The following is an 18,925-nucleotide window of genomic DNA, read 5'->3' as shown; positions in this document are numbered from 1 at the left end:
CAGGCCTCAAAGGCTACAGGTCTCATTTCACTTCCGGCGGCGTGGTAAAGGTGTGATACGGCGCCGGTGACGGCACGCTCCACTCCAGGCCTTCGGCACCATCCCACGGCTTGGCCGGTGCCGGCGGGCCGCCGCGAATGGTTTTTATCACGATGAACAGGAAGAAGATCTGCGTGGCGCCGAACATGAATCCGCCGATCGACGACACCATGTTGAAGTCGGCGAATTGCAGGTTGTAGTCCGGAATCCGTCGCGGCATCCCCGCCAGGCCGACGAAGTGCATCGGGAAGAACGTCAGGTTCATGCCGACGAAAGACAGCCAGAAATGCAGCTTGCCCAGGGTTTCGTCGTACATGTGCCCGGTCCACTTCGGCAGCCAGTAGTAGGCCGACGCGAAGATCCCGAAGATCGCCCCCGGCACCAGTACGTAGTGGAAGTGCGCGACCACGAAGTAGGTGTCCTGGTACTGGAAGTCCGCAGGGGCGATCGCCAGCATCAGCCCGGAGAACCCGCCGATGGAGAACAGGATTACAAACGCCACGGCGAACAGCATCGGCGTCTCGAAGGTCATCGAGCCCTGCCACATGGTGCTGGCCCAGTTGAACACTTTCACCCCGGTCGGCACCGCGATCAGCATGGTCGCGTACATGAAGAACAATTCGCCCACCAGCGGAATGCCCACCACGAACATGTGGTGCGCCCAGACGATGAACGACAGGAACGCGATGCTCGCCGTGGCGTAGACCATCGAGGTGTAGCCGAACAGCGGCTTGCGCGAAAAGGTCGGGATGATCTGGCTGACGGCACCGAAGGCCGGCAGGATCATGATGTACACCTCGGGGTGACCGAAGAACCAGAACACATGCTGGAACAGCACCGGGTCACCGCCGCCGGCGGCACTGAAGAAACTGGTGCCGAAGTGGATGTCCATCAGCATCATCGTCACGCAACCGGCCAGGACCGGCATCACCGCGATCAGCAGGAACGCGGTGATCAGCCAGGTCCAGACGAACAGCGGCATTTTCATCAGCGTCATGCCGGGGGCACGCAGGTTGAGGATGGTGGCGATCACGTTGATCGCGCCCATGATCGAGCTGATCCCCATCAGGTGGATGGCGAAGATGAAATAGGTCACGCTTTCCGGCGCGTAGGTGGTGGACAGCGGCGCGTAGAACGTCCAGCCGAAGTTCGGCCCGCCACCGGCGGTGAACAAGGTCGAGACCAGCAGCAGGAACGCCGCCGGCAACAGCCAGAAGCTGAAGTTGTTCATCCGTGGCAGGGCCATGTCCGGCGCGCCGATCATCAACGGGATCATCCAGTTGGCGAGGCCGACGAACGCCGGCATCACCGCACCGAACACCATCACCAGACCGTGCATGGTGGTCATCTGGTTGAAGAACGCCGGCTCGACGATCTGCAGGCCGGGCTGGAACAGCTCGGCGCGGATCACCATGGCGAACGAGCCGCCGAGCAGGAACATGCAGAACGCGAACCACAGGTACAGCGTGCCGATGTCCTTGTGGTTGGTGGTCAGCACCCAGCGCATCAGGCCTTTGGCCGGGCCGTGGGCGTGGTCGGCATGACCGTGGTCATCGATTACAGCGCTCATGGCCTGTCTCCTTTAAGCGAGTGGGCTGGGCGGCCCGGGGCGCGGTGCCCCGGATGTTGGCTGGATAACGCGATGGGCCGGTTCATTTGCTTTCCGCCTGTTTCAGCTCCAGCACTTCTTTTGGCGTGACCATGTCGCCCTTGTTGTTGCCCCAGGCGTTACGTTCGTAGGTCACGACCGCTGCGATATCGACTTCCGACAGCTGTTTGCCGAACGCCGCCATGGCCGTGCCGGGTTTGCCGTGGAACACCAGACTCAGATGCGCTTCTTTCGGCCCGGTAGCGATTTTCGAGCCCTTGAGTGCCGGGAACATCGGCGGCAGGCCCTGGCCTTCGGCCTGGTGACAGGCCACGCAGGTGGTGTGGTAGATCTTGTCGCCGCGCTCTTTCAACTCGTCGAGGGTCCATTCCTTGCTGGTCAGCTCCTTGAGCTGAGCGGCTTCGGCTTTGCGTTCGGCCAGCCATTTGTCGTAGTCGCCCTTCTCCTTGACGTCGACCACGATCGGCATGAAGCCGTGATCCTTGCCGCACAGTTCGGCACATTGCCCACGGTAGAGGCCCGGCTTGTCGATGCGGGTCCAGGCTTCGTTGACGAAACCGGGGATCGCATCGCGCTTGACCGCGAAGGCCGGCACCCACCAGGAGTGGATAACGTCGGCGGAGGTGACGAGGAAGCGCACTTTGGCCCCGACCGGCAGCACCAGCGGCTTGTCGACTTCGAGCAGGTAATGCTCGCCCTTGGCTTCCTTGTTGTGGATCTGTTCGGCGGGGGTGGCCAGGTTGCTGAAGAATTCGACATCCTGGCCCAGGTATTTGTAGTGCCACTTCCACTGATAGCCGGTGATCTGGATATCGATATCCGGCTCACTGGTGTCGTACATCTTGATCAGGGTGGCGGTCGCCGGAACGGCCATCGCCACCAGAATCAGCAGCGGCACGACGGTCCAGAGAATTTCGACGGTGGTGCTTTCGTGGAATTTTGCGGCGACCTGCCCGGTGGAACGGCGGTGCACCATCATCGACCAGAACATGGCGCCGAAGACGATGATCCCGATCACCACACAGATCCAGAAAATGGTCATGTGCAGGTCGAATACTGCGTGACTGATTTCAGTCGCTCCAGGCGCCATATTCACAGTCCAGGCCGCATTGGCCTGGCTGAAAATCGACCACAACAGGAGGCCCATCCAGACGTGTGGATGTCGCATCATTGCGGGTTCCCCTTATCGTTCTTGTTATCCCGCCGGCTTTCGCCTGCGGCAAGGGAGCGGCTGCATCAGACTACGAACTTGAATCGCCGGGCCTTGCTGCGGGTGCAGTCGGGCGTCATCAGCTAACTCCATTCACTGGCGAGTATAGACAGCGACTGGAAATTGCAATGCGCGGACGTAAATCATCTGAAACAGCTGGCACTTGCGTTCCGGGGCACGATTGGAGAAGGATGCAGACGAGTGGTGGCAAACCGATATAACGCCGGTGCATCAAGGATGAAATAATTATGACAAATGCGTCTTAGCATTTTTCGTAAGCCAGCTAAGTTATGTCTTCCCTATTTCATTGCCTTGTTCCCTGGAGTTTTCATGAACACCGCCGCATTGCGCGAGCAGATCCAAACAGCCCAACAACACGAGGCCGATACCGGCCTGCTGGCACGTCAACTCGAAACAAAACTCCCTCATCTGCACCCGGCAATCCAGCTGCCGGAAGCGGACGCCAACGGCGTGCTGACGCGTTTTGTCGCCGCCTACATCGATGAAGTACCGGACCTGCTGGATGCAGCCAATGAAGTCGCCAGGGAAGCGGGAATCGAATCGCAGATCAAACCGGTGCTGAAAATCGCCGAGCAGTATTTCCTCCAGCCGCCAGCCGTCCTCAACGGTCACGTCGGCCTGGACAGCCTGCTGGACGAAGCCTATCTGGCGCACCGTTTCGTTGAAGAGGTCAACGACCTGTACATCAAGCATTTCGGCCAGCCACTGATCCCCTTGGACATGACGGTCGCCAATCTGATTGCTCACCAATTGATCGGTGAGGAATTTGCCAACCAACTCGACGAAGTGGTGCATCACGCGGTCGACAGCATGCTCGACGACGACAGCTTTGCGCTGGAGTCGGTGGAAGCCTACCGCGAGAAACTCAGCAGCCCGGACACCGGTGCCGCGTGGAAACGCTGGCCGTGCATGGGGCGCCGCCTGGGCGTGGGTCTGGAGCTGGACCAGCCAGCCGCCTGATCCGCGCAAAAAATCGGGGGAACAGATCACTCTGTTCCCCCAAATGTTTTCAGCCCGCCGCACCGATCCCGGTGGTGGTGCGAACCCGGCCTTCAAGCCGTCGCTTCAAGCCGCGTGACTCGATCAGCAGTTTCGACCCCTTGGCCGCGTTCGCCCGGCCCCATTCTTCCAGCAACTCCAGACACGAATGGTCGATGTAGCTCAGGTTATTGAGCGGCACATGCACCGTCACGCCCGGCGGAATGCTGCCCAGCACCTGGGTCAGCGCCGGCACCTTGAGGAAGGTCGCCGCGCCCACCAGACGCAACTCCATCTCGCCATCCTGGGGCAGGTCGATCAGGCTGATCTTCAATCGCGAAGCCTTGAGCGCGAGCTTCACCAGGGTCAGCCCGAACCCGATCAGCACGCCGGTCAGCAGGTCGGTGAAGATGATCGCCAGCGCCGTCGCGGCGTAGGTGAACATCGGCATCCGGCCATACCGCCCCAGACCCCGAAAGGCTTTCAGATCCACCAGTTTGAACCCGGTGTAGACCAGCACACCCGCCAGGCTCGCCACCGGAATGCTTTGCAGCACGCTCGACAGCAACAGCACGAACGCCAGTAGCCACAGGCCATGGAAAATCGTCGAGTAACGGGTGGTGGCGCCGGCCTGTACGTTGGCCGAACTGCGCACGATCACCCCGGTCATCGGCAGTGCGCCGACCAGTCCGCAGAGCATGTTGCCGACGCCTTGCGCCGACAGCTCACGGTCGAAGTCCGAACGCGGGCCGCTGTGCATCCGATCCACCGCGGCGGCGGACAACAGGGTTTCGGCGCTGGCGATGAAGGCCACGGCAAACGCGGCGATCAGCAGGGTCGGATCGGCCAGGCTGAGCAGATCCGTCGGGGTCAGCCAGTCGATCGCTTCCGCCAGATTCGCCGGCACCTCGACCCGTTTCACCTGCAACGCCAGCATCAGGCTGGCGCCCGTCGCCAGACCGACACCGAGCAACGCGCCGGGAATGAAGCGCAACGAATGCGGGCGGAATTTCTCCCACAACCACATCACCGCAATCGTCGACAACCCGAGCAATCCGGCCTGCCAGCCAAACGACGGCAACGCCTGCGCCACCGCGCCGGGGAACGCCGTCAGGTTATCCAGACCGGAAGGTTGTGGCTTGGCATCGAGCATCACATGCACCTGGGACAGCACGATCAGCACACCAATCCCGGCGAGCATGCCGTACACCACGGCTGGCGCGGTGACCCGAAACCAGCAACCGAGCTTCAGGCGCCCGGCCACCAGTTGCAGAAAACCGGCGAGCAGCAGGATCGGCCCGAGCATCTCGATACCGTGCTGGCGCACCAGCTCGAACACCAGCACCGCCAGACCCGCCGCCGGCCCGCTGACTTGCAGCGGCGAACCGGCCAGCCAGCCGACCACCAGACCACCGATGATCCCGGTGATCAGCCCCTTGGCCGGCGGCAACCCGGAAGCGATGGCGATACCCATGCACAGCGGCAGGGCGACAAGGAACACCACCACCGAAGCCAGCAGCTCCCGTGGCAGAACAGCTTTCAATTGAGCAGCACGCATGACGATTCTCCCGAAGCGTTCTTCAGGCGTGGGGAGGCCGGGCCGCTGAAGCAGCGACCGGCATCAGACCACACAGATTTTTAGGAGGATTTAGAAGCGCGCTTTGGGCGTCGCCACCGGAATCGGATGGCTGCCGTCGAGCGGCAGGAAACAGGCCTTGTCCGCGTCGTAGGCTTTGATTTCGCTGGTTTCGATGTTGTAGACCCAGCCATGGATGAACAGATGACCGTTCGCCATGCGCGAGGCTACCGAAGGATGGGTACGCAAGTGCTGCAATTGGGCGATGACGTTTTCCTCGGTGAGGATCGGCATGCTTTCTTTTTCGTCGGCGCAGTTGCAGTTGTCCTGCACCATGGTTTTCGCGACTTCGGCGTGGCGCAGCCAGGCTTTGACCGTCGGCATTTTTTCCAGGCTGTCCGGGTTGAGTACCGCGCGCATCGCGCCGCAATCGGAATGGCCGCAGATGATGATGTGTTGTACGCCGAGGGCCAGCACCGCGTATTCGATGGCGGTGGAAACGCCACCGTTCATCTGGCCGTAAGGCGGTACGACGTTACCGACGTTGCGCGTCACGAACAAATCGCCAGGGGAGCTGTGGGTAATCAGCTCGGGCACGATGCGCGAGTCGGCGCAGGTGATGAACATCGCGCGTGGCGACTGGGCCGTGGCGAGTTTCTTGAAGAGTTCTTCCTGCTGTGGAAAGACCTCATGATGAAAATGCAAAAAGCCGTCAACAATGTGTTTCAGCGCTGCATCGGCGGATTCCGCCACAGGTTGTGGAGATGCCGACGCAGCCAACGGCTGTTTATCCTTGTCACTCATGATTCATCCTCTTTGGCGGATTCAGGGAGTCTTCCCGTGTAGTCCGGTGGAAGCCAGTGGCTGTTTACAACATCCGGGTCATCCCGACCCGTCAGTCACTCGATGAACAAGGTAGCGGCCGAAACTTAACTCAAACTGAATCAAGCGCTCTAGAACGTGTGTTCCAGGTCACAAAAAACGTGACCGACGTAAACCGGGCCAAGCCATTCCAGCGACTTAACCATAGGCCAATTGTCGCTAAATCAACGCCATCTGGCGACCCGGCGGACAGAAGGCCGTGCAATCGAGGTTGAACCCCTCCCGATGATTGAGCCCCAGGCGTTTGATGGCTTTGTTGAAGCGCTGCGCCAGCAGGTCGGCGAACGGCCCTTCACCGCGCATGCGGGCGCCGAAACGGCTGTCGTACAGTTCACCGCCCCGGCTCTGGCGGATCAGGCTCAACACATGAGCAGCCCGTTGCGGGTAGTGCGCCTGCAACCATTCCTCGAACAGCGGTGCCACTTCCAGCGGCAGGCGCAGCATCATGTAGGCGGCGCTCTGCGCGCCGGCGGCGTGGGCTTCGGTCAAAAGACTTTCGATCTCGCTGTCGTTGATCATCGGAATCATCGGCGAGCACAGCACGCCGACCGGAATTCCCGCCTCGCGCATCACCCGGATCGCCCGCAACCGGGCCTTGGGCGCGGCGGCGCGGGGTTCGAGGATGCGTTTGAGTTCGTCGTCCAGGGTGGTCAGGCTGATCATCACCGCTACCAGTCGTTGCTGTGCCAATTCGGTGAGCAGGTCGAGATCGCGCAGGATCAGTGAACCCTTGGTGACGATGGTCACCGGATGCCGATAGCGCAGCAGCACTTCGAGGGTCTGGCGGGTGAGCCGCTGTTCGCGTTCGATCGGCTGATACGGATCGGTGTTGGAGCCCAGATTGATCGGTGCGCATTGGTAGCCGCGTTTGCTCAACTGTTCTTCCAGCACCTGGGCGGCGTTGGTTTTGGCGATCAGTCTGGTTTCGAAGTCCAGCCCTGGCGACATGTCCCAATAGGCATGGCTGGGGCGGGCGTAGCAGTAGATGCAACCGTGCTCGCAGCCGCGATAGGGGTTGATCGAACGGTCGAAGGGCAGGTCGGGCGAGGTGTTGCGGGTGATGATGGATTTCGCCGTTTCAAAGCGGATTTCGGTGCTTTGGGTCTGCGGCACTTCCTGATACCAGCCGTCATCCTCGGCCACCGAACGATTCGGCGCGAAGCGGTTGTGCGGGTTGCTGGCGGTGCCGCGACCGCGCGGGGGAAGTGGAGCAGACATGGCAATGCCTCGATACTGTTTGCATATACAGTATAGAGGCACAGTGCATCTGACCAGTGCCGTTGGGCGACTCGTCAGTTGTGCCGGGTTACCTGACCGAGGTCATCGTTCGAGGTGTGCTGCATGTCTTCCTTGCGCAACTCGGCGACATCGGCGGCTTCGACCGGCGCACCTTTGTTGCCCCAGCTGCCACGGATGAAGCTCACCACGTCCGCCACTTCCTGATCCGACAGGCGCCAGGCGAAGCCCGGCATGGTGAAGGTTGACGGTGCGGCGTGGGTGGCCGGCAGGGTGCCGCCCTTGAGTACGATGTGAATCAGCGAGGTCGGGTCGTCCGATTGCAGCACCGGGTTGGCCGCCAGCGCCGGGAACACGCGGGTGTAACCGTGGCCGTCGGTGCGGTGGCAGGCGGCGCAGTTGTCGATGTACACCGAGGCGCCGCGCTGGCTGTCGTCACCGTTCCACAGGGCCTTGGCGGCCTTTTCATCGTACTGGTGCGGCTGGTCGGCCGGGTTGCTGGCCGGCAGCGATTTCAGATAGCGGGCGATCGCGGTCAGGTCGGCATCGGTCATGTACTGCATGCTGTGGGTAACCACATCGCTCATGCCGCCGAACACCGCACTGCGGTCGCTGCGCCCGGTCTTGAGGAATTGCACCAGTTGCTCCTCGCTCCAACTGCCGAGTCCGTCCTTGTGATCGCCGCGCAGGCTCTTGGCAATCCAGCCTTCCAGCGGTGCGCTGCCTGCCAGAAAATGGCTGCCATCCGCGGCACTCAGGGATTTTTCCTGCATGGTCAGGGCACGCGGCGTATGGCACGCGCCGCAATGTCCGAGGCCTTCCACCAGATACGCCCCACGATCGACGACGGCATCTGCGCCGCTTGCCTTGTAGTCCTCGACCTTCGGCGCAAACATCCAGCGCCAGCCCGTCAGCGGCCAGCGCATGCTCAATGGCCACGGAATGTCGCTGGCCTTGTTGTCCTGTGCCACCGGTTCAACGCCGTGCATGAAGTAGGCATACAACGCCTTCATGTCGGTTTCGCTGACGCGGGCGTAGGACGGATACGGCATGGCCGGGTACAAGGTACTACCGTTTTTGGCGACACCATGGCGCACGGCCTGGTCGAAGTCCTCGAAGCTGTAATCACCGACGCCGGTTTTGTCCGGGGTGATATTGGTCGAGTAGATCGTGCCGATCGGGGTTTCCATCGGCAGGCCACCGGCAAACGGCTTGCCGTTCTTGGCGGTATGGCAGGCCACGCAGTCGCCGGCACGGGCGAGGTATTCGCCCTGTTTGATCAAGGCCTGATCCGCTTCGGCGGCGTAAATGCCGGTGCTGCCGAGCAGCGCCAGGGTGGCGATAACGAGAGTCTTCATGGTCATCGCTCCTTAAGCCTGAACCAGCGGGCCGGGGTTTTTCAGGTACTGCTCGCGGATGGCTTTCGCCGACCAGTAGGTCAACGCGGCGACCAGTCCTGTAGGGTTGTAACCCAGACCTTGTGGGAAAGCCGAAGCCCCCGGTACGAAGACGTTATGCACGTCCCAGCTCTGCAAGTAGCGGTTGAGGGCGCTGGTCTTCGGATCGGTGCCCATGATCGCGCCACCGTTGAGGTGAGTGGTCTGGTACGACGCCGTGTTGAAGTGGTCGCCGACCTTCTTGCCGATCACCGCGATGGCTTTCGGTCCCATGGCTTCGGCGACCTTGCCCATTTTCTCGACCATGAAGCGGTTCATCTTGATGTCGTTTTCCTGCCAGTCGAAGGTCATCCGCAGCAGCGGCAAGCCGTAGGCATCGCGGTACACCGGGTCCAGATCGAGGTAGTTGCCTCTGTAGGACTGATGCGCGCCGTGGGCGTCCATCGATACCTGATGGGTGTAGTAATCGGCGGTGGCGCGTTTCCACGCACTGCCCCAGGCCGGGGTGCCCGGCGGGTTGGAGGTGCCGGCAATCGGTCGGCTGCCGGCCTGGTTGACCCACATCGGCGAGCCGCCGACGAAGCCGTGCGGGCCGTGATCGAAGTTGTCGGCGTTGAAATCGTCCAGCGCCACGCCGTTGCCACCGGCGCCGATGAAGTTGTTGGTGTGGGTGTCCTTGTCGAAGAACGCCTTGATCGTCGCCATGTTCTGGTAGGCGAAGTTACGCCCGACCACGCCTTCGCCGCTGATCGGGTCGTAGGGCTTGCCGATCCCGGAAAGCAGCATCAGCCGCACGTTGTGCAGCTGGAATGCGCCGAGAATCACCAGGTCCGCCGGCTGCTCGATCTCCCGGCCCTGGCCGTCGATGTAGGTCACGCCGGTCGCTTTGGTCTTGCTGCTGTCGAGGTTGACCCGCAGGACATGGGCATTGGGACGCAGTTCGAAGTTCGCCAGCGGTTTGAGCGCCGGCAGAATGTTCACGTTGGGCGAGGCCTTGGAATACATGTAGCAGACGTAGCCGCTGCAGAAACCGCAGAAGTTGCACGGCCCCATCTGCGCGCCGTAGGGATTGGTGTACGGTCCCGAAGTATTGGCCGACGGCAGGTTGTAGGGTTTGTAGCCGACCTCGGTAGCCGCTTTGCCGAACAGCTGTGCGGAAACCGTGTTTTTCTGTGCTTCCAGGGGGAATGGGTTGGAGCGATCCGGTGCATAGGGGTTGCCGCCCTTGCCCTCGCCGACCAATTGGCCTTTCACGGTCCAGGCCTGGCCGGAGGTGCCAAAGACTTTTTCGGCGAAGTCGAAGAACGGCTCCAGTTCTTCATAGCTGACGCCGAAGTCCTGGATGGTCATGTCCTTGGGGATGAAGTGCTTACCGTAGCGCTCTTCATAGTGGCTGCGCATGCGCAACTCGATCGGGTCGACCCGAAAATGCACGCCCGACCAGTGCAGCCCGGCGCCGCCCACGCCATTGCCCGGCAGGAATGCACCCAACTGGCGGTTCGGCAGGGCGATGTCGTTGACGCTGTGGCGGATGGTGACGGTCTCTTTCGAGATGTCCTGAAAGAGCTTTTTCCGCACGCTGTAGGTGAGTTCGTCGATCACCTGTGGATAGTTGCCGTCAGGATAGGTGTCCTGCATCGGCCCGCGCTCCAGCGCCAGCACATTGAGGCCGGCTTCTGTCAGCTCCTTGGCCATGATCGCGCCTGTCCAGCCGAACCCGACGATCACCGCGTCGACCTTCTTCATTACCGTTGCCATGCTCACGCCCTCTCGCCGCGAATCGAAACTGCCGGGAAGGGGTATTGCTCGTTGCGTTCCACCCAATCCATGAAATCGGCGCGGGCGCCGGGGAAGCCGATCATGGTCCAGCCGACCATGCCTTTGTTGCCACCGTGGATCGGGTCGCAGAAGAACCCTTCCTTGGTGTTCTGCAGCAGCAGATTGAAGAAAATCTTCGCCGGAACGCTGTCGAACTGGGGTTTGCCGGCTTCGAGCTGTTTTAGCAAATCGTCTCGGGTAGCGCTGTCTTGCTCAGCAAATACTTTACCGTTGAGGGATTTTGCCCACTGATCCGTGGCGGCGATGCCGAGGCGATAAATCTCTTTGGGCACCAGTTTGCTCTGCCAGCCCATCTCGGGCGCCGCGTCGGCATTGAACGGGCCTTGCATGTACCACAGGGCGCCAGCGGCATACGGGGTATTCATCTGTCGGTCGATGTACTCCGGCACGCCGGCCTCGAGGGCGCCGGGACCCTGGGCGTCGTTGGGAATCAGCTGCGCCACGGCGGCATTGATGAATGCCCATTCTTCAGCGGTGAACCAGGTCGGTTCATAGGTGCCTGCGTTGGCATTGGCGCGAACAGGTTGCGGTGCTGGCGCGCTCTCGGGAGCGGCTTGCAGCACGCTGCTGCCCAGGCCGGTGCCGGCAAGGGTGACCACGGGAATCAGGGTCAGGGATTTGCGCAAAAAATCACGCCGCGGGTTGTCTCGATTTTCATCAGACATGGGGTGTACCTCATCAGGCATTGAGGGTTGTCAGCCGTTTTCTGTGGGCGGCTTTCGGGGTTCGTGGCTGCGACGTGGCGGGTGATGACCCGGAGAAAGGGGACACGTCTGCAACATGCTGTGACAAATGGTAGCAGGCTAAGCAATCGGATGAAGCGATTCAGCTGAAAAAAGCCTGATTTTTGCGATGAAAGATCACCACCGATTCACGTTTCTTTGACAAGCGGCTCACAGGGATTTGACTGCCTGGCGCGCAAGCTGCGGCCTTCACTGGCGAAATAACATACGGTCACCGCACAGCATGTCCTTGAAGCGTTTTTCCTCTGCAATCGGTTTTTCGCTGTTTTTCCTGTTCAGCTCGATACCCGCCCATGCCGCCGATGCTCCTGCTGTCCGGCCCGCAGAATGGGCGCAACCGGTCGAGGTGCAATACAACCTGTTCCAGATGTCGCCGACCCTATACCGCAGCGCGCTGCCGGATAGCGGCGCGGTGCCGCTGCTGAACAATCTCAAGGTCGCCACGGTCATCAACTTCCTCCCGGAAGCGGATTCGCGGTGGCTGACGAGTCCCGGCATCAATCAGGTGCAGTTGCCGTACCGCACCAACCATGTTGACGACGCCGATGTGCTCAAGACTCTGCGGGCGATTCAGGCTGCCGAAGCCAACGGCCCGGTGTTGATGCATTGCAAACACGGTTCCGACCGTACCGGCCTGATGGCGGCGATGTACCGGATCGTTATCCAGGGCTGGAGCAAGGAAGATGCGTTGAATGAAATGACTCAGGGCGGTTTCGGCGAAAGTGGTCACTTCAAGGACAGCGTTCGCTACGTGATGCAGGCCGATGCCGACAAACTGCGCACCGCGCTGGCCAATGGCGATTGCAGCACCAGTGCTTTTGCCACCTGCTCGATGAAGAGCTGGTTCCAGACCGTCAACCTCAAGTAAACCGGGACCTTCCACGGCGTTGCACCGTGGAAGGTAACCCTTGGTTCAGTCTTCGGACTTTTTCGCGAGCTTCGGATTCGGGAAGAACTGCACGGTCTGGACGGTCTTGTCCGGCGCCGGTTTGAGTCCACTCGTGTTGACCCGTGTGCCCAGTTCTTTGGGAACCGACAACCCCTGCGCATTGAGCGTGTCGGCATAACCGCAAGCCACACATTCGCGGTGCGGCACGTCGTCTTCGCTCCACATCATCAACTTGTCCTGCTCGCTGCACGCCGGGCAGACCGCCCCGGCGATAAAGCGTTTCTTGGTCTTCACAGGTGCCTCACTCATGCTGCCGCGTCCTCACTCAGGCCGCTATGGCGCAAGAGTGCGTCAATCGACGGCTCACGGCCACGGAAGTCGACGAACAGCACCATCGGTGCCTGCGAACCGCCGCGCGCCAGGATCGCTTCGCGGAAGGCGCGGCCGGTGTCGGCGTTGAGCACGCCGTCTTCTTCGAACTTCGAGAAGGCATCGGCCGACAGCACTTCTGCCCACTTGTAGCTGTAGTAACCCGCCGCGTAACCGCCAGCGAAGATGTGCGCAAAACTGTTGGGGAAGCGGTTGTAAGCCGGCGGACGCATCACCGAAACCTCGTTGCGCACGCCTTCGAGCACCTGCGCGACGCTGCGGCCGTCGCCGGGGGTGGCGTGCAGTTCGAAGTCGAACAGCGAGAACTCAAGCTGACGCACCATCATCAGGCCGGACTGGAAGTTTTTCGCCGCGAGCATTTTTTCCAGCAGATCCTGGGGCAGTGGCTCGCCGCTTTCGTAGTGGCCGGAAATCAGCGCCAGACCTTCCGGCTCCCAGCACCAGTTTTCCATGAACTGGCTCGGCAGCTCGACCGCGTCCCACGCCACGCCGTTGATCCCGGACACACCGGCATGCTCGACGCGGGTCAACAGGTGATGCAGACCATGGCCGAATTCGTGGAACAGGGTGGTCACTTCATCGTGGGTCAGCAGCGCAGGCTTGCCGCTGACGGCCGGGGTGAAGTTGCACACCAGGTTGGCCACCGGGCTTTGCAGCACGCCGTCAGCGGTGCGGCGACGGTCGCGGGCGCCGTCCATCCAGGCGCCGCCGCGCTTGTTGGCGCGGGCGTAGAGGTCGAAGAAGAAGCGGCCGACGTGCTGGCCGTTTTCCTTGATTTCGAACAGACGTACATCCGGGTGCCAGGTGTCGAAGCCTTTCAGTTCGGCAATTTCGATGCCGTACAGACGCTGGACGATGGCGAACAGGCCGCTCAGCACCTTGTCGATCGGGAAATAGGCGCGCAGGGTTTCCTGGGCCACGCTGTAGCGCTGTTCACGGAGTTTTTCACCGTAGAAACCGCTGTCCCAGCTTTGCAGGTCGGCGCAGCCTTGTTCGGCGGCGTAGGCCTTGAGCTGTTGCAGGTCCTGGGCGGCGAACGGTTTGCTGCGCTTGGCGAGGTCGCGCAGGAAACTCAGTACCTGGTCGCTGGACTCGGCCATTTTGGTCGCCAGGCTCAGCTCGGAGAAACTGCTGAAGCCCAACAGTTTCGCCAGTTCCTGGCGCAGGTCGAGGATTTCGCCCATCACCGGGCCGTTGTCGTTCTGCCCGGCGTTCGGGCCTTGGTCCGAGGCGCGGGTGCAGTAGGCGGCGTAGACTTCTTCGCGCAGGGCACGGTCTTGCGCGTAGGTCATCACCGCGTAGTAGCTCGGGAATTCCAGGGTGATCAGCCAGCCGTCCAGCGCCTTGGCCTGCGCGGCGGCAGCCATTTGCGCCTTCGCCGAATCGGTCAGGCCCGCGAGGGCGGCTTCATCGGTGACGTGCTTGGTCCAGGCCTGGGTGGCGTCGAGCAGTTGGTTGGAGAAACGGCTGCCCAGCTCGGAAAGCTTGCTCTGCACTTCGGCGTAGCGCTTCTGCTCGGCTTCCGGCAGATCGATACCCGACAGACGGAAATCGCGCAGGGCGTGTTCCAGAATGGTTTTCTGCGCCACGTCGAAACCGGCGGCTTCCGGGCTGTTGGCCAGGGCTTCATAGGCCTGGAACAGTTCGCGGTTCTGGCCCATCTCGGTGGAGTAGGCGCTCAAGGCCGGCAGGCACGACTCGTAGGCCTCACGCAGTTCGGCGCTGTTGCACACGGCGTTGAGGTGGCTGACCGGACTCCAGGCGGCGCCCAGGCGATCATTGAGTTCGTCCATCGCCAGGACCAGGCCGGCCCAGGTCGGGTTCTGACCTTGAGTCTTGAGGATCCCGGCGATGGCGGCGCGGTTGTCGGCCAGGATGGTTTCGATGGCCGGCAGGACGTGTTCGGCACGGATCGTGGAGAACGGCGGCAGGTCGTAGGACTGCAAAAGAGGGTTGTTCACGCTCACGGTTGGCACCTTGGCTGGGAGAAACATGCGGCCATCTTAATTACAATCGGCAGCAACCGCAGCTATCGGCGACAGAGAGAGAAATTATCGTGTCCCTTCGCAAGTACCAGAATCACACGCCACGTTTGAGCAAAGGCGCTTTTGTCGACGGCTCGGCGGTGGTGATCGGCGACGTCGAAATCGGTGAAGACAGCTCCGTCTGGCCGCTGACGGTGATCCGTGGCGACATGCACCGCATCCGCATCGGCGCGCGCACCAGCGTCCAGGACGGCTGCGTGTTGCACATCACCCACGCCGGCCCTTTCAACCCGGACGGTTTCCCGTTGCTGATCGGTGACGATGTGACCATCGCCCACAAGGTCATGCTGCATGGCTGCACCGTCGGCAGTCGCGTGCTGATCGGCATGGGCAGCATCGTCATGGACGGCGCGGTGGTCGAGGACGATGTGATCATCGGCGCCGGTAGCCTGGTGCCCCCGGGCAAGCGTTTGCAAAGCGGTTTTCTGTACGTCGGCAGCCCGGTGAAGCAGATCCGGCCACTGTCCGACAAGGAAAGCGCCTTTTTCACCTACAGCGCGGCGAACTACGTGAAGCTCAAGGACCTGCATCTGGCCGAAGGCTACGACACCCTCTGAACCGACTTTGGAATTCCCATGCATTACCAGACTGTACTGTTCGACCTCGATGGCACCCTGACCGACCCGCGTGAGGGCATCACCCGTTCCATCCAGTTCGCCTTGGGCAAGCTCGGCATCGATGAGCCGGATCTGAGCAAACTGGAACACTTCATCGGCCCGCCGCTGTTGCAGGCGTTCATGCAGTTCTACGGATTCGACGAAGCCAAGGCCTGGGAGGCGGTGAATTTCTATCGCGAGCGCTTCAAAGTCACCGGCCTGTACGAAAACCGCGTGTTCGATGGCGTCACGCCGTTGCTGGAAACCCTCGGCGGCCAGGGGCGGCAGCTCTACATTGCGACATCCAAGCCGTGGGTGTTCGCCCGGGAAATCGCCCGGCACTTCGACTTCGCCCGGCACTTCAAGGTGATTTACGGCAGCGAACTGGACGGCACCCGCACCAACAAGGTCGAGCTGATTGCCCATCTGGTGGCCGAGGAAGGACTGAACCCGGCCGACACCCTGATGATCGGCGACCGCAAGCATGACCTGATCGGTGCGCGCAGCAACGGGCTGGATGCGGCGGCGGTGGGGTATGGGTTTGGCAGTCACGAAGAGCTGAGCGCCGAGGCCCCTGCTTATCACTTCGAGACGCTGGATGAGTTGCACCAGGCGTTTTTGCGGCGTTGAGGGAGTCGCCTTCGCGGGCGAGCCCGTGCCAATAAAGGTTATGAGCCTGCCAGGGCTTGCAGCGCCACCTTGCGCTCCCTGGCCGGCAATCCCCCCAGCTTCTCGACCTGTGCATAAAAGCGCTGCCAATCGCCGCCGGCCTGTCGGAACAGCTCGGCGAACGCTGACACCCACTGGTCATACAGCCCGAACGGCAACAACCGGGCATTGTTCAGTGGCGCATTGACCCAGGTGTCATAACGTTTGTCCCCGGCCCACTGGCTATCGCGCAGGGTCCGGTAATCCCGGCGAAACCGTTCGAACTCAGCGGCCTTGCGCGTGCGCATCTGCTCGGCGGGCAAGGGTTGCGCGTAGAGTTTTTCCAGACGGGTCCGGGTATCGAGCACCAACTGAATGAATTGATCGCGTCGTTGCAACTGCGCGTCGTGATCGGCCGGCAGTCCGCGAAATGCCCGCCACTGGCGAGTGCCTTCCTGCTCGACGAACGTGGCGAAGGACTCGTTGAACTCGGTGTCGTCCTGTACATAAAAGCGCTGATGCGCCAGCTCATGAAAGATCAGCGTCGCCAGCCGCTCGTCGCCCCAGCCCATCATCGAGTTGAGAATCGGATCGTTGAACCAGCCCAGGGTCGAATAGGCTTCCACACTGCCAATCGATACGTCCATGCCTTGCAGGCGCTGGATCGCCGCCTCGCCCCGGGCCGCGCTCTGGCTGTAGTAGCCGCGATAGGCCACGCACCCGGCAATCGGGAAACAATGGTTTTGCGGGGTCAGGGAAAACTCCGGGGTGGCGAACACATTCCACACCACATAGGGCCGGCCGATGTCGGCGTACAGGCGATAACTCTGGTTGTCCGGCAGGTGCAGGTGCTCGCTGGCGAAGGCCCGGGCTTTCTGCGACTGGACCAGGTGCGCGCGCAGGGTCGGGTCGCGACTCGGGTCGGCGATGACCTCACTCACCGGCTCCCGCGCCCGCAGCAATTGCATCTGCCCCGAGGCCAGTTGGCTGTAGTAGCCAAGGCTGGAGCAACCGTTGAGTAACAAAAACAACGCACCCGGAAACAAAACCCGCAAAACGCGATCAAGTAACCCAAGGCTTGGAAACGGCCTGATCACAATAAGAACATCCCTGGAAAGTCTGCCCGCAAGACTATCCCGCCCATTGGAGCTTCGCTATGCGCATGTTGATGCTGACTGGAGGCCTGCTGACACTGGCCGGTTGTGCCGGATTCGGAATGCCCAACCCTGACCCTTCCCAGGCCTGGATCGATCTGGATGCCCGGCAACAGGACACGGCGTTGCAAGCGTTGCAGGTCGACGCCAAGGCTGCTGTCGACAAACGTTATTTCGAAGTGCAGCCCGGCAGCCATGAGCTGAAAGTGCGTTACCAGTTTCCGGTGGAAGCGACCAACATCGGCCCCGACGCCCAGACGCTGTGGCGCGACTGTCAGTTGAGCCTGAAATTCAAGGACTTCAACGCCGGCCAGCGTTATCAGCTGCAGGCCGGGAATATCGGTTTCCGGCCTTGGGCCAAACTCTATGACCAGCAGCGCAAAGTGGTCGGCCAAGGCACGCCGGCGGGCTGTCAGGGCACCTGATCGGCGTTATGCTGGATGTCCGGAACAGGGGATATCCAATCATGCGCAAGTTGATGCTGTTGCTCGCCGTCGGCGCTATCGCCGGTTGCCAGACGCCATTGCCACCGGTCAATCCGCAAATGGCCTGGGTCGAATTCGCCACACCGACCCCGGGCGGCAAACTGCTCATGGCCGATCGTCTGGACAACCAGCGGCTGAGCGACGGGCGCTATTTCCAGGTGACGCCGGGCAGCCATGAGCTGCGCGTGCGGTTCGACTTCGAAGTGTTCGGTGGTGGCGGCAGCCTGATGACCGGGCCGATGGAACGCCTCTGCTATCTGACCATCCGCTACGACCATTTCGAGGCCGGGAAGCGCTACAGGCTGGAAGGGCGCTCGCTGGCGTTTACCCCGAGTGCCCGGCTGTACAACGACAGGCAGGAAATCGTCGCCGAGGACCGTGAGTCCTACTGCATCATCTGAGGCCTCTCAACGGTCGTTCTTCTGGTAGATGATCTTCTTCGTCCCGTTCTCGCACGAACCGACGACCATGTTCTGATCGTGGACTTCATCGTTGGTGACGATCTCCAGCGTGTAGGACGTGACCCCGCGCGCCTGGATCTTGGCTTCGATCTCGGCCTTGAGTTCTTCACAGGGTTTCGGTGCCGCCACGGCGCCAGTCGCGAGGGCAAGGCCGAGAACCGCCAAAGCAAAACGTTTCATGGTTGAAGCTCCCTGGAGCAGCGCGCACGAAGATGCGCGAAGGCTGCTGTCATTACATTCGACCAGCGTTTTGCCTGGCGGGTTCTGACCTGGCTCAAGGCGATCAGCCGACCAACGAGGCGTCCAGGCTGATCTTCGCATTCAGCACCTTGGAAACCGGGCAACCTTCCTTGGCCTTGTTGCTCAGTTCTTCAAACTGCGCCTGGGTCGCGCCCGGGATTTTCGCCTTGAGGATCAGCTTCACCGCCGTGATCGCGAAGCCGCCCTCCACTTGATCGAGGGTGACTTCGGCCTGGGTGTCGATGCTGTCGGCCTTGAGCCCGGCGTCGCCGAGAATCATCGAAAACGCCATGGAGAAACAGCCGGCGTGCGCGGCGCCGATCAGTTCTTCCGGGTTGGTGCCCTTGCCGCCTTCGAAGCGGGCCTTGAAGCCGTAGGGGGCTTCCCGCAGGACACCGGTTTCGGTGGAAATCGAGCCGATGCCGGTTTTCAGGTCACCTTCCCAATGCGCGGATGCTTTCTTCACGATAGCCATGTGTACCTCCTC

19 protein-coding genes are annotated in these 18,925 nt (G+C 61.4%); 6 read left to right on the top strand and 13 right to left on the bottom strand.

Features of this window, described 5'->3' with window-relative positions:
* Positions 1 to 22: 22 nt before the first annotated feature.
* Positions 23 to 1,609, bottom strand: coding sequence for a cytochrome c oxidase subunit I (gene ctaD, locus KVQ74_RS00200; RefSeq protein WP_217828981.1), 1,587 nt, complete (start codon positions 1,607 to 1,609; stop codon positions 23 to 25).
* 82 nt (positions 1,610 to 1,691) lie between these two features.
* Complete coding sequence (gene coxB / locus KVQ74_RS00195) at positions 1,692 to 2,819, bottom strand: cytochrome c oxidase subunit II (RefSeq protein WP_217828980.1); 1,128 nt, start codon at positions 2,817 to 2,819, stop codon at positions 1,692 to 1,694.
* Between the two features lie 369 nt (positions 2,820 to 3,188).
* Here coxB and KVQ74_RS00190 point away from each other — a divergent pair, with 369 nt between their 5' ends.
* Complete coding sequence (locus KVQ74_RS00190) at positions 3,189 to 3,839, top strand: hypothetical protein (protein WP_217828979.1); 651 nt, start codon at positions 3,189 to 3,191, stop codon at positions 3,837 to 3,839.
* Between the two features lie 49 nt (positions 3,840 to 3,888).
* Here KVQ74_RS00190 and KVQ74_RS00185 read toward each other — a convergent pair whose 3' ends face one another.
* The 6 genes from KVQ74_RS00185 to KVQ74_RS00160 form a co-directional block, all read right to left on the bottom strand.
* The gene (locus tag KVQ74_RS00185) at positions 3,889 to 5,415 is read right to left on the bottom strand and encodes a SulP family inorganic anion transporter (protein ID WP_217828978.1); all 1,527 of its coding nucleotides are present in this window, start codon (positions 5,413 to 5,415) and stop codon (positions 3,889 to 3,891) included.
* Positions 5,416 to 5,505: 90 nt separating this feature from the next.
* The gene (locus KVQ74_RS00180) at positions 5,506 to 6,237 is read right to left on the bottom strand and encodes a carbonic anhydrase (protein ID WP_217828977.1); all 732 of its coding nucleotides are present in this window, start codon (positions 6,235 to 6,237) and stop codon (positions 5,506 to 5,508) included.
* Between the two features lie 237 nt (positions 6,238 to 6,474).
* Entirely contained in the window at positions 6,475 to 7,533 is a 1,059-nt protein-coding gene (locus KVQ74_RS00175) for a PA0069 family radical SAM protein (RefSeq protein ID WP_217828976.1), read from the bottom strand.
* 74 nt (positions 7,534 to 7,607) lie between these two features.
* Entirely contained in the window at positions 7,608 to 8,909 is a 1,302-nt protein-coding gene (locus KVQ74_RS00170) for a c-type cytochrome (RefSeq protein WP_217828975.1), read from the bottom strand.
* Between the two features lie 12 nt (positions 8,910 to 8,921).
* Positions 8,922 to 10,706 (bottom strand): GMC family oxidoreductase, encoded by a 1,785-nt coding sequence (locus tag KVQ74_RS00165; protein WP_217828974.1) that lies wholly within the window; start codon positions 10,704 to 10,706, stop codon positions 8,922 to 8,924.
* A gap of 2 nt (positions 10,707 to 10,708) precedes the next feature.
* A complete protein-coding gene (locus KVQ74_RS00160) occupies positions 10,709 to 11,452 on the bottom strand; it encodes a gluconate 2-dehydrogenase subunit 3 family protein (protein WP_217828973.1) in 744 nt (247 codons plus the stop codon).
* A gap of 301 nt (positions 11,453 to 11,753) precedes the next feature.
* Here KVQ74_RS00160 and KVQ74_RS00155 point away from each other — a divergent pair, with 301 nt between their 5' ends.
* Positions 11,754 to 12,398: a dual specificity protein phosphatase family protein gene (locus tag KVQ74_RS00155; RefSeq protein WP_217828972.1), complete on the top strand. Its 645-nt coding sequence runs from the start codon at positions 11,754 to 11,756 to the stop codon at positions 12,396 to 12,398.
* 45 nt (positions 12,399 to 12,443) lie between these two features.
* On the opposite strand, the gene KVQ74_RS00150 is transcribed toward KVQ74_RS00155, so the two are convergent.
* Entirely contained in the window at positions 12,444 to 12,728 is a 285-nt protein-coding gene (locus KVQ74_RS00150) for a YheV family putative zinc ribbon protein (RefSeq protein ID WP_217828971.1), read from the bottom strand.
* On the bottom strand, positions 12,725 to 14,803 hold the full coding sequence (gene prlC / locus KVQ74_RS00145; protein ID WP_217828970.1) for an oligopeptidase A: 2,079 nt from the start codon (positions 14,801 to 14,803) through the stop codon (positions 12,725 to 12,727). Before prlC ends, KVQ74_RS00150 begins: the two co-directional genes overlap by 4 nt.
* Positions 14,804 to 14,865: 62 nt before the next feature.
* Between prlC and KVQ74_RS00140 the strand changes: the two genes are divergently transcribed.
* Both KVQ74_RS00140 and KVQ74_RS00135 read left to right on the top strand, forming a co-directional pair.
* Positions 14,866 to 15,411 carry a gamma carbonic anhydrase family protein gene (locus tag KVQ74_RS00140; protein ID WP_217828969.1) on the top strand — a complete coding sequence of 182 codons (546 nt, stop codon included), beginning with the start codon at positions 14,866 to 14,868 and terminating at the stop codon, positions 15,409 to 15,411.
* Between the two features lie 18 nt (positions 15,412 to 15,429).
* Positions 15,430 to 16,080, top strand: a complete 651-nt coding sequence (locus KVQ74_RS00135) for an HAD family hydrolase (protein WP_217828968.1) — start codon at positions 15,430 to 15,432, stop codon at positions 16,078 to 16,080.
* Between the two features lie 38 nt (positions 16,081 to 16,118).
* Here KVQ74_RS00135 and KVQ74_RS00130 read toward each other — a convergent pair whose 3' ends face one another.
* Positions 16,119 to 17,195: an aminopeptidase gene (locus tag KVQ74_RS00130; protein WP_217828967.1), complete on the bottom strand. Its 1,077-nt coding sequence runs from the start codon at positions 17,193 to 17,195 to the stop codon at positions 16,119 to 16,121.
* A 59-nt stretch (positions 17,196 to 17,254) separates the two neighbouring features.
* On the opposite strand from KVQ74_RS00130, the gene KVQ74_RS00125 reads away from it, so the two are divergent.
* Entirely contained in the window at positions 17,255 to 17,677 is a 423-nt protein-coding gene (locus KVQ74_RS00125) for a PA0061/PA0062 family lipoprotein (RefSeq protein WP_217828966.1), read from the top strand.
* Positions 17,678 to 17,718: 41 nt separating this feature from the next.
* Complete coding sequence (locus tag KVQ74_RS00120) at positions 17,719 to 18,138, top strand: PA0061/PA0062 family lipoprotein (RefSeq protein ID WP_217828965.1); 420 nt, start codon at positions 17,719 to 17,721, stop codon at positions 18,136 to 18,138.
* A 6-nt stretch (positions 18,139 to 18,144) separates the two neighbouring features.
* Here KVQ74_RS00120 and KVQ74_RS00115 read toward each other — a convergent pair whose 3' ends face one another.
* Both KVQ74_RS00115 and KVQ74_RS00110 read right to left on the bottom strand, forming a co-directional pair.
* Positions 18,145 to 18,378, bottom strand: coding sequence for a DUF1161 domain-containing protein (locus KVQ74_RS00115; protein WP_217828964.1), 234 nt, complete (start codon positions 18,376 to 18,378; stop codon positions 18,145 to 18,147).
* 103 nt (positions 18,379 to 18,481) lie between these two features.
* A complete protein-coding gene (locus tag KVQ74_RS00110; RefSeq protein ID WP_217828963.1) occupies positions 18,482 to 18,913 on the bottom strand; it encodes an OsmC family protein in 432 nt (143 codons plus the stop codon).
* Positions 18,914 to 18,925: the final 12 nt, after the last annotated feature.

Origin of the sequence: Pseudomonas botevensis, from assembly GCF_019145475.1 — a bacterium.
GTDB lineage: Bacteria > Pseudomonadota > Gammaproteobacteria > Pseudomonadales > Pseudomonadaceae > Aquipseudomonas > Aquipseudomonas botevensis.
Note: the sequence above shows the minus strand (reverse complement) of the source record. Positions and strands in the feature narration are given on the sequence as shown.

Bases quoted from the DNA above. Each gene is read 5' to 3' on its own strand.
- KVQ74_RS00110 (WP_217828963.1), bottom strand. From the start codon at position 18,913: ATGGCTATCGTGAAGAAAGCATCCGCGCATTGGGAAGGTGACCTGAAA.
- ctaD (WP_217828981.1), bottom strand. From the start codon at position 1,609: ATGAGCGCTGTAATCGATGACCACGGTCATGCCGACCACGCCCACGGC.
- KVQ74_RS00150 (WP_217828971.1), bottom strand. From the start codon at position 12,728: ATGAGTGAGGCACCTGTGAAGACCAAGAAACGCTTTATCGCCGGGGCG.
- KVQ74_RS00155 (WP_217828972.1), top strand. From the start codon at position 11,754: ATGTCCTTGAAGCGTTTTTCCTCTGCAATCGGTTTTTCGCTGTTTTTC.
- KVQ74_RS00180 (WP_217828977.1), bottom strand. From the start codon at position 6,237: ATGAGTGACAAGGATAAACAGCCGTTGGCTGCGTCGGCATCTCCACAA.
- prlC (WP_217828970.1), bottom strand. From the start codon at position 14,803: ATGTTTCTCCCAGCCAAGGTGCCAACCGTGAGCGTGAACAACCCTCTT.
- KVQ74_RS00185 (WP_217828978.1), bottom strand. From the start codon at position 5,415: ATGCGTGCTGCTCAATTGAAAGCTGTTCTGCCACGGGAGCTGCTGGCT.
- KVQ74_RS00160 (WP_217828973.1), bottom strand. From the start codon at position 11,452: ATGTCTGATGAAAATCGAGACAACCCGCGGCGTGATTTTTTGCGCAAA.
- KVQ74_RS00135 (WP_217828968.1), top strand. From the start codon at position 15,430: ATGCATTACCAGACTGTACTGTTCGACCTCGATGGCACCCTGACCGAC.
- KVQ74_RS00190 (WP_217828979.1), top strand. From the start codon at position 3,189: ATGAACACCGCCGCATTGCGCGAGCAGATCCAAACAGCCCAACAACAC.
- KVQ74_RS00175 (WP_217828976.1), bottom strand. From the start codon at position 7,533: ATGTCTGCTCCACTTCCCCCGCGCGGTCGCGGCACCGCCAGCAACCCG.
- KVQ74_RS00120 (WP_217828965.1), top strand. From the start codon at position 17,719: ATGCGCAAGTTGATGCTGTTGCTCGCCGTCGGCGCTATCGCCGGTTGC.
- KVQ74_RS00165 (WP_217828974.1), bottom strand. From the start codon at position 10,706: ATGGCAACGGTAATGAAGAAGGTCGACGCGGTGATCGTCGGGTTCGGC.
- KVQ74_RS00170 (WP_217828975.1), bottom strand. From the start codon at position 8,909: ATGAAGACTCTCGTTATCGCCACCCTGGCGCTGCTCGGCAGCACCGGC.
- KVQ74_RS00125 (WP_217828966.1), top strand. From the start codon at position 17,255: ATGCGCATGTTGATGCTGACTGGAGGCCTGCTGACACTGGCCGGTTGT.
- KVQ74_RS00115 (WP_217828964.1), bottom strand. From the start codon at position 18,378: ATGAAACGTTTTGCTTTGGCGGTTCTCGGCCTTGCCCTCGCGACTGGC.
- coxB (WP_217828980.1), bottom strand. From the start codon at position 2,819: ATGATGCGACATCCACACGTCTGGATGGGCCTCCTGTTGTGGTCGATT.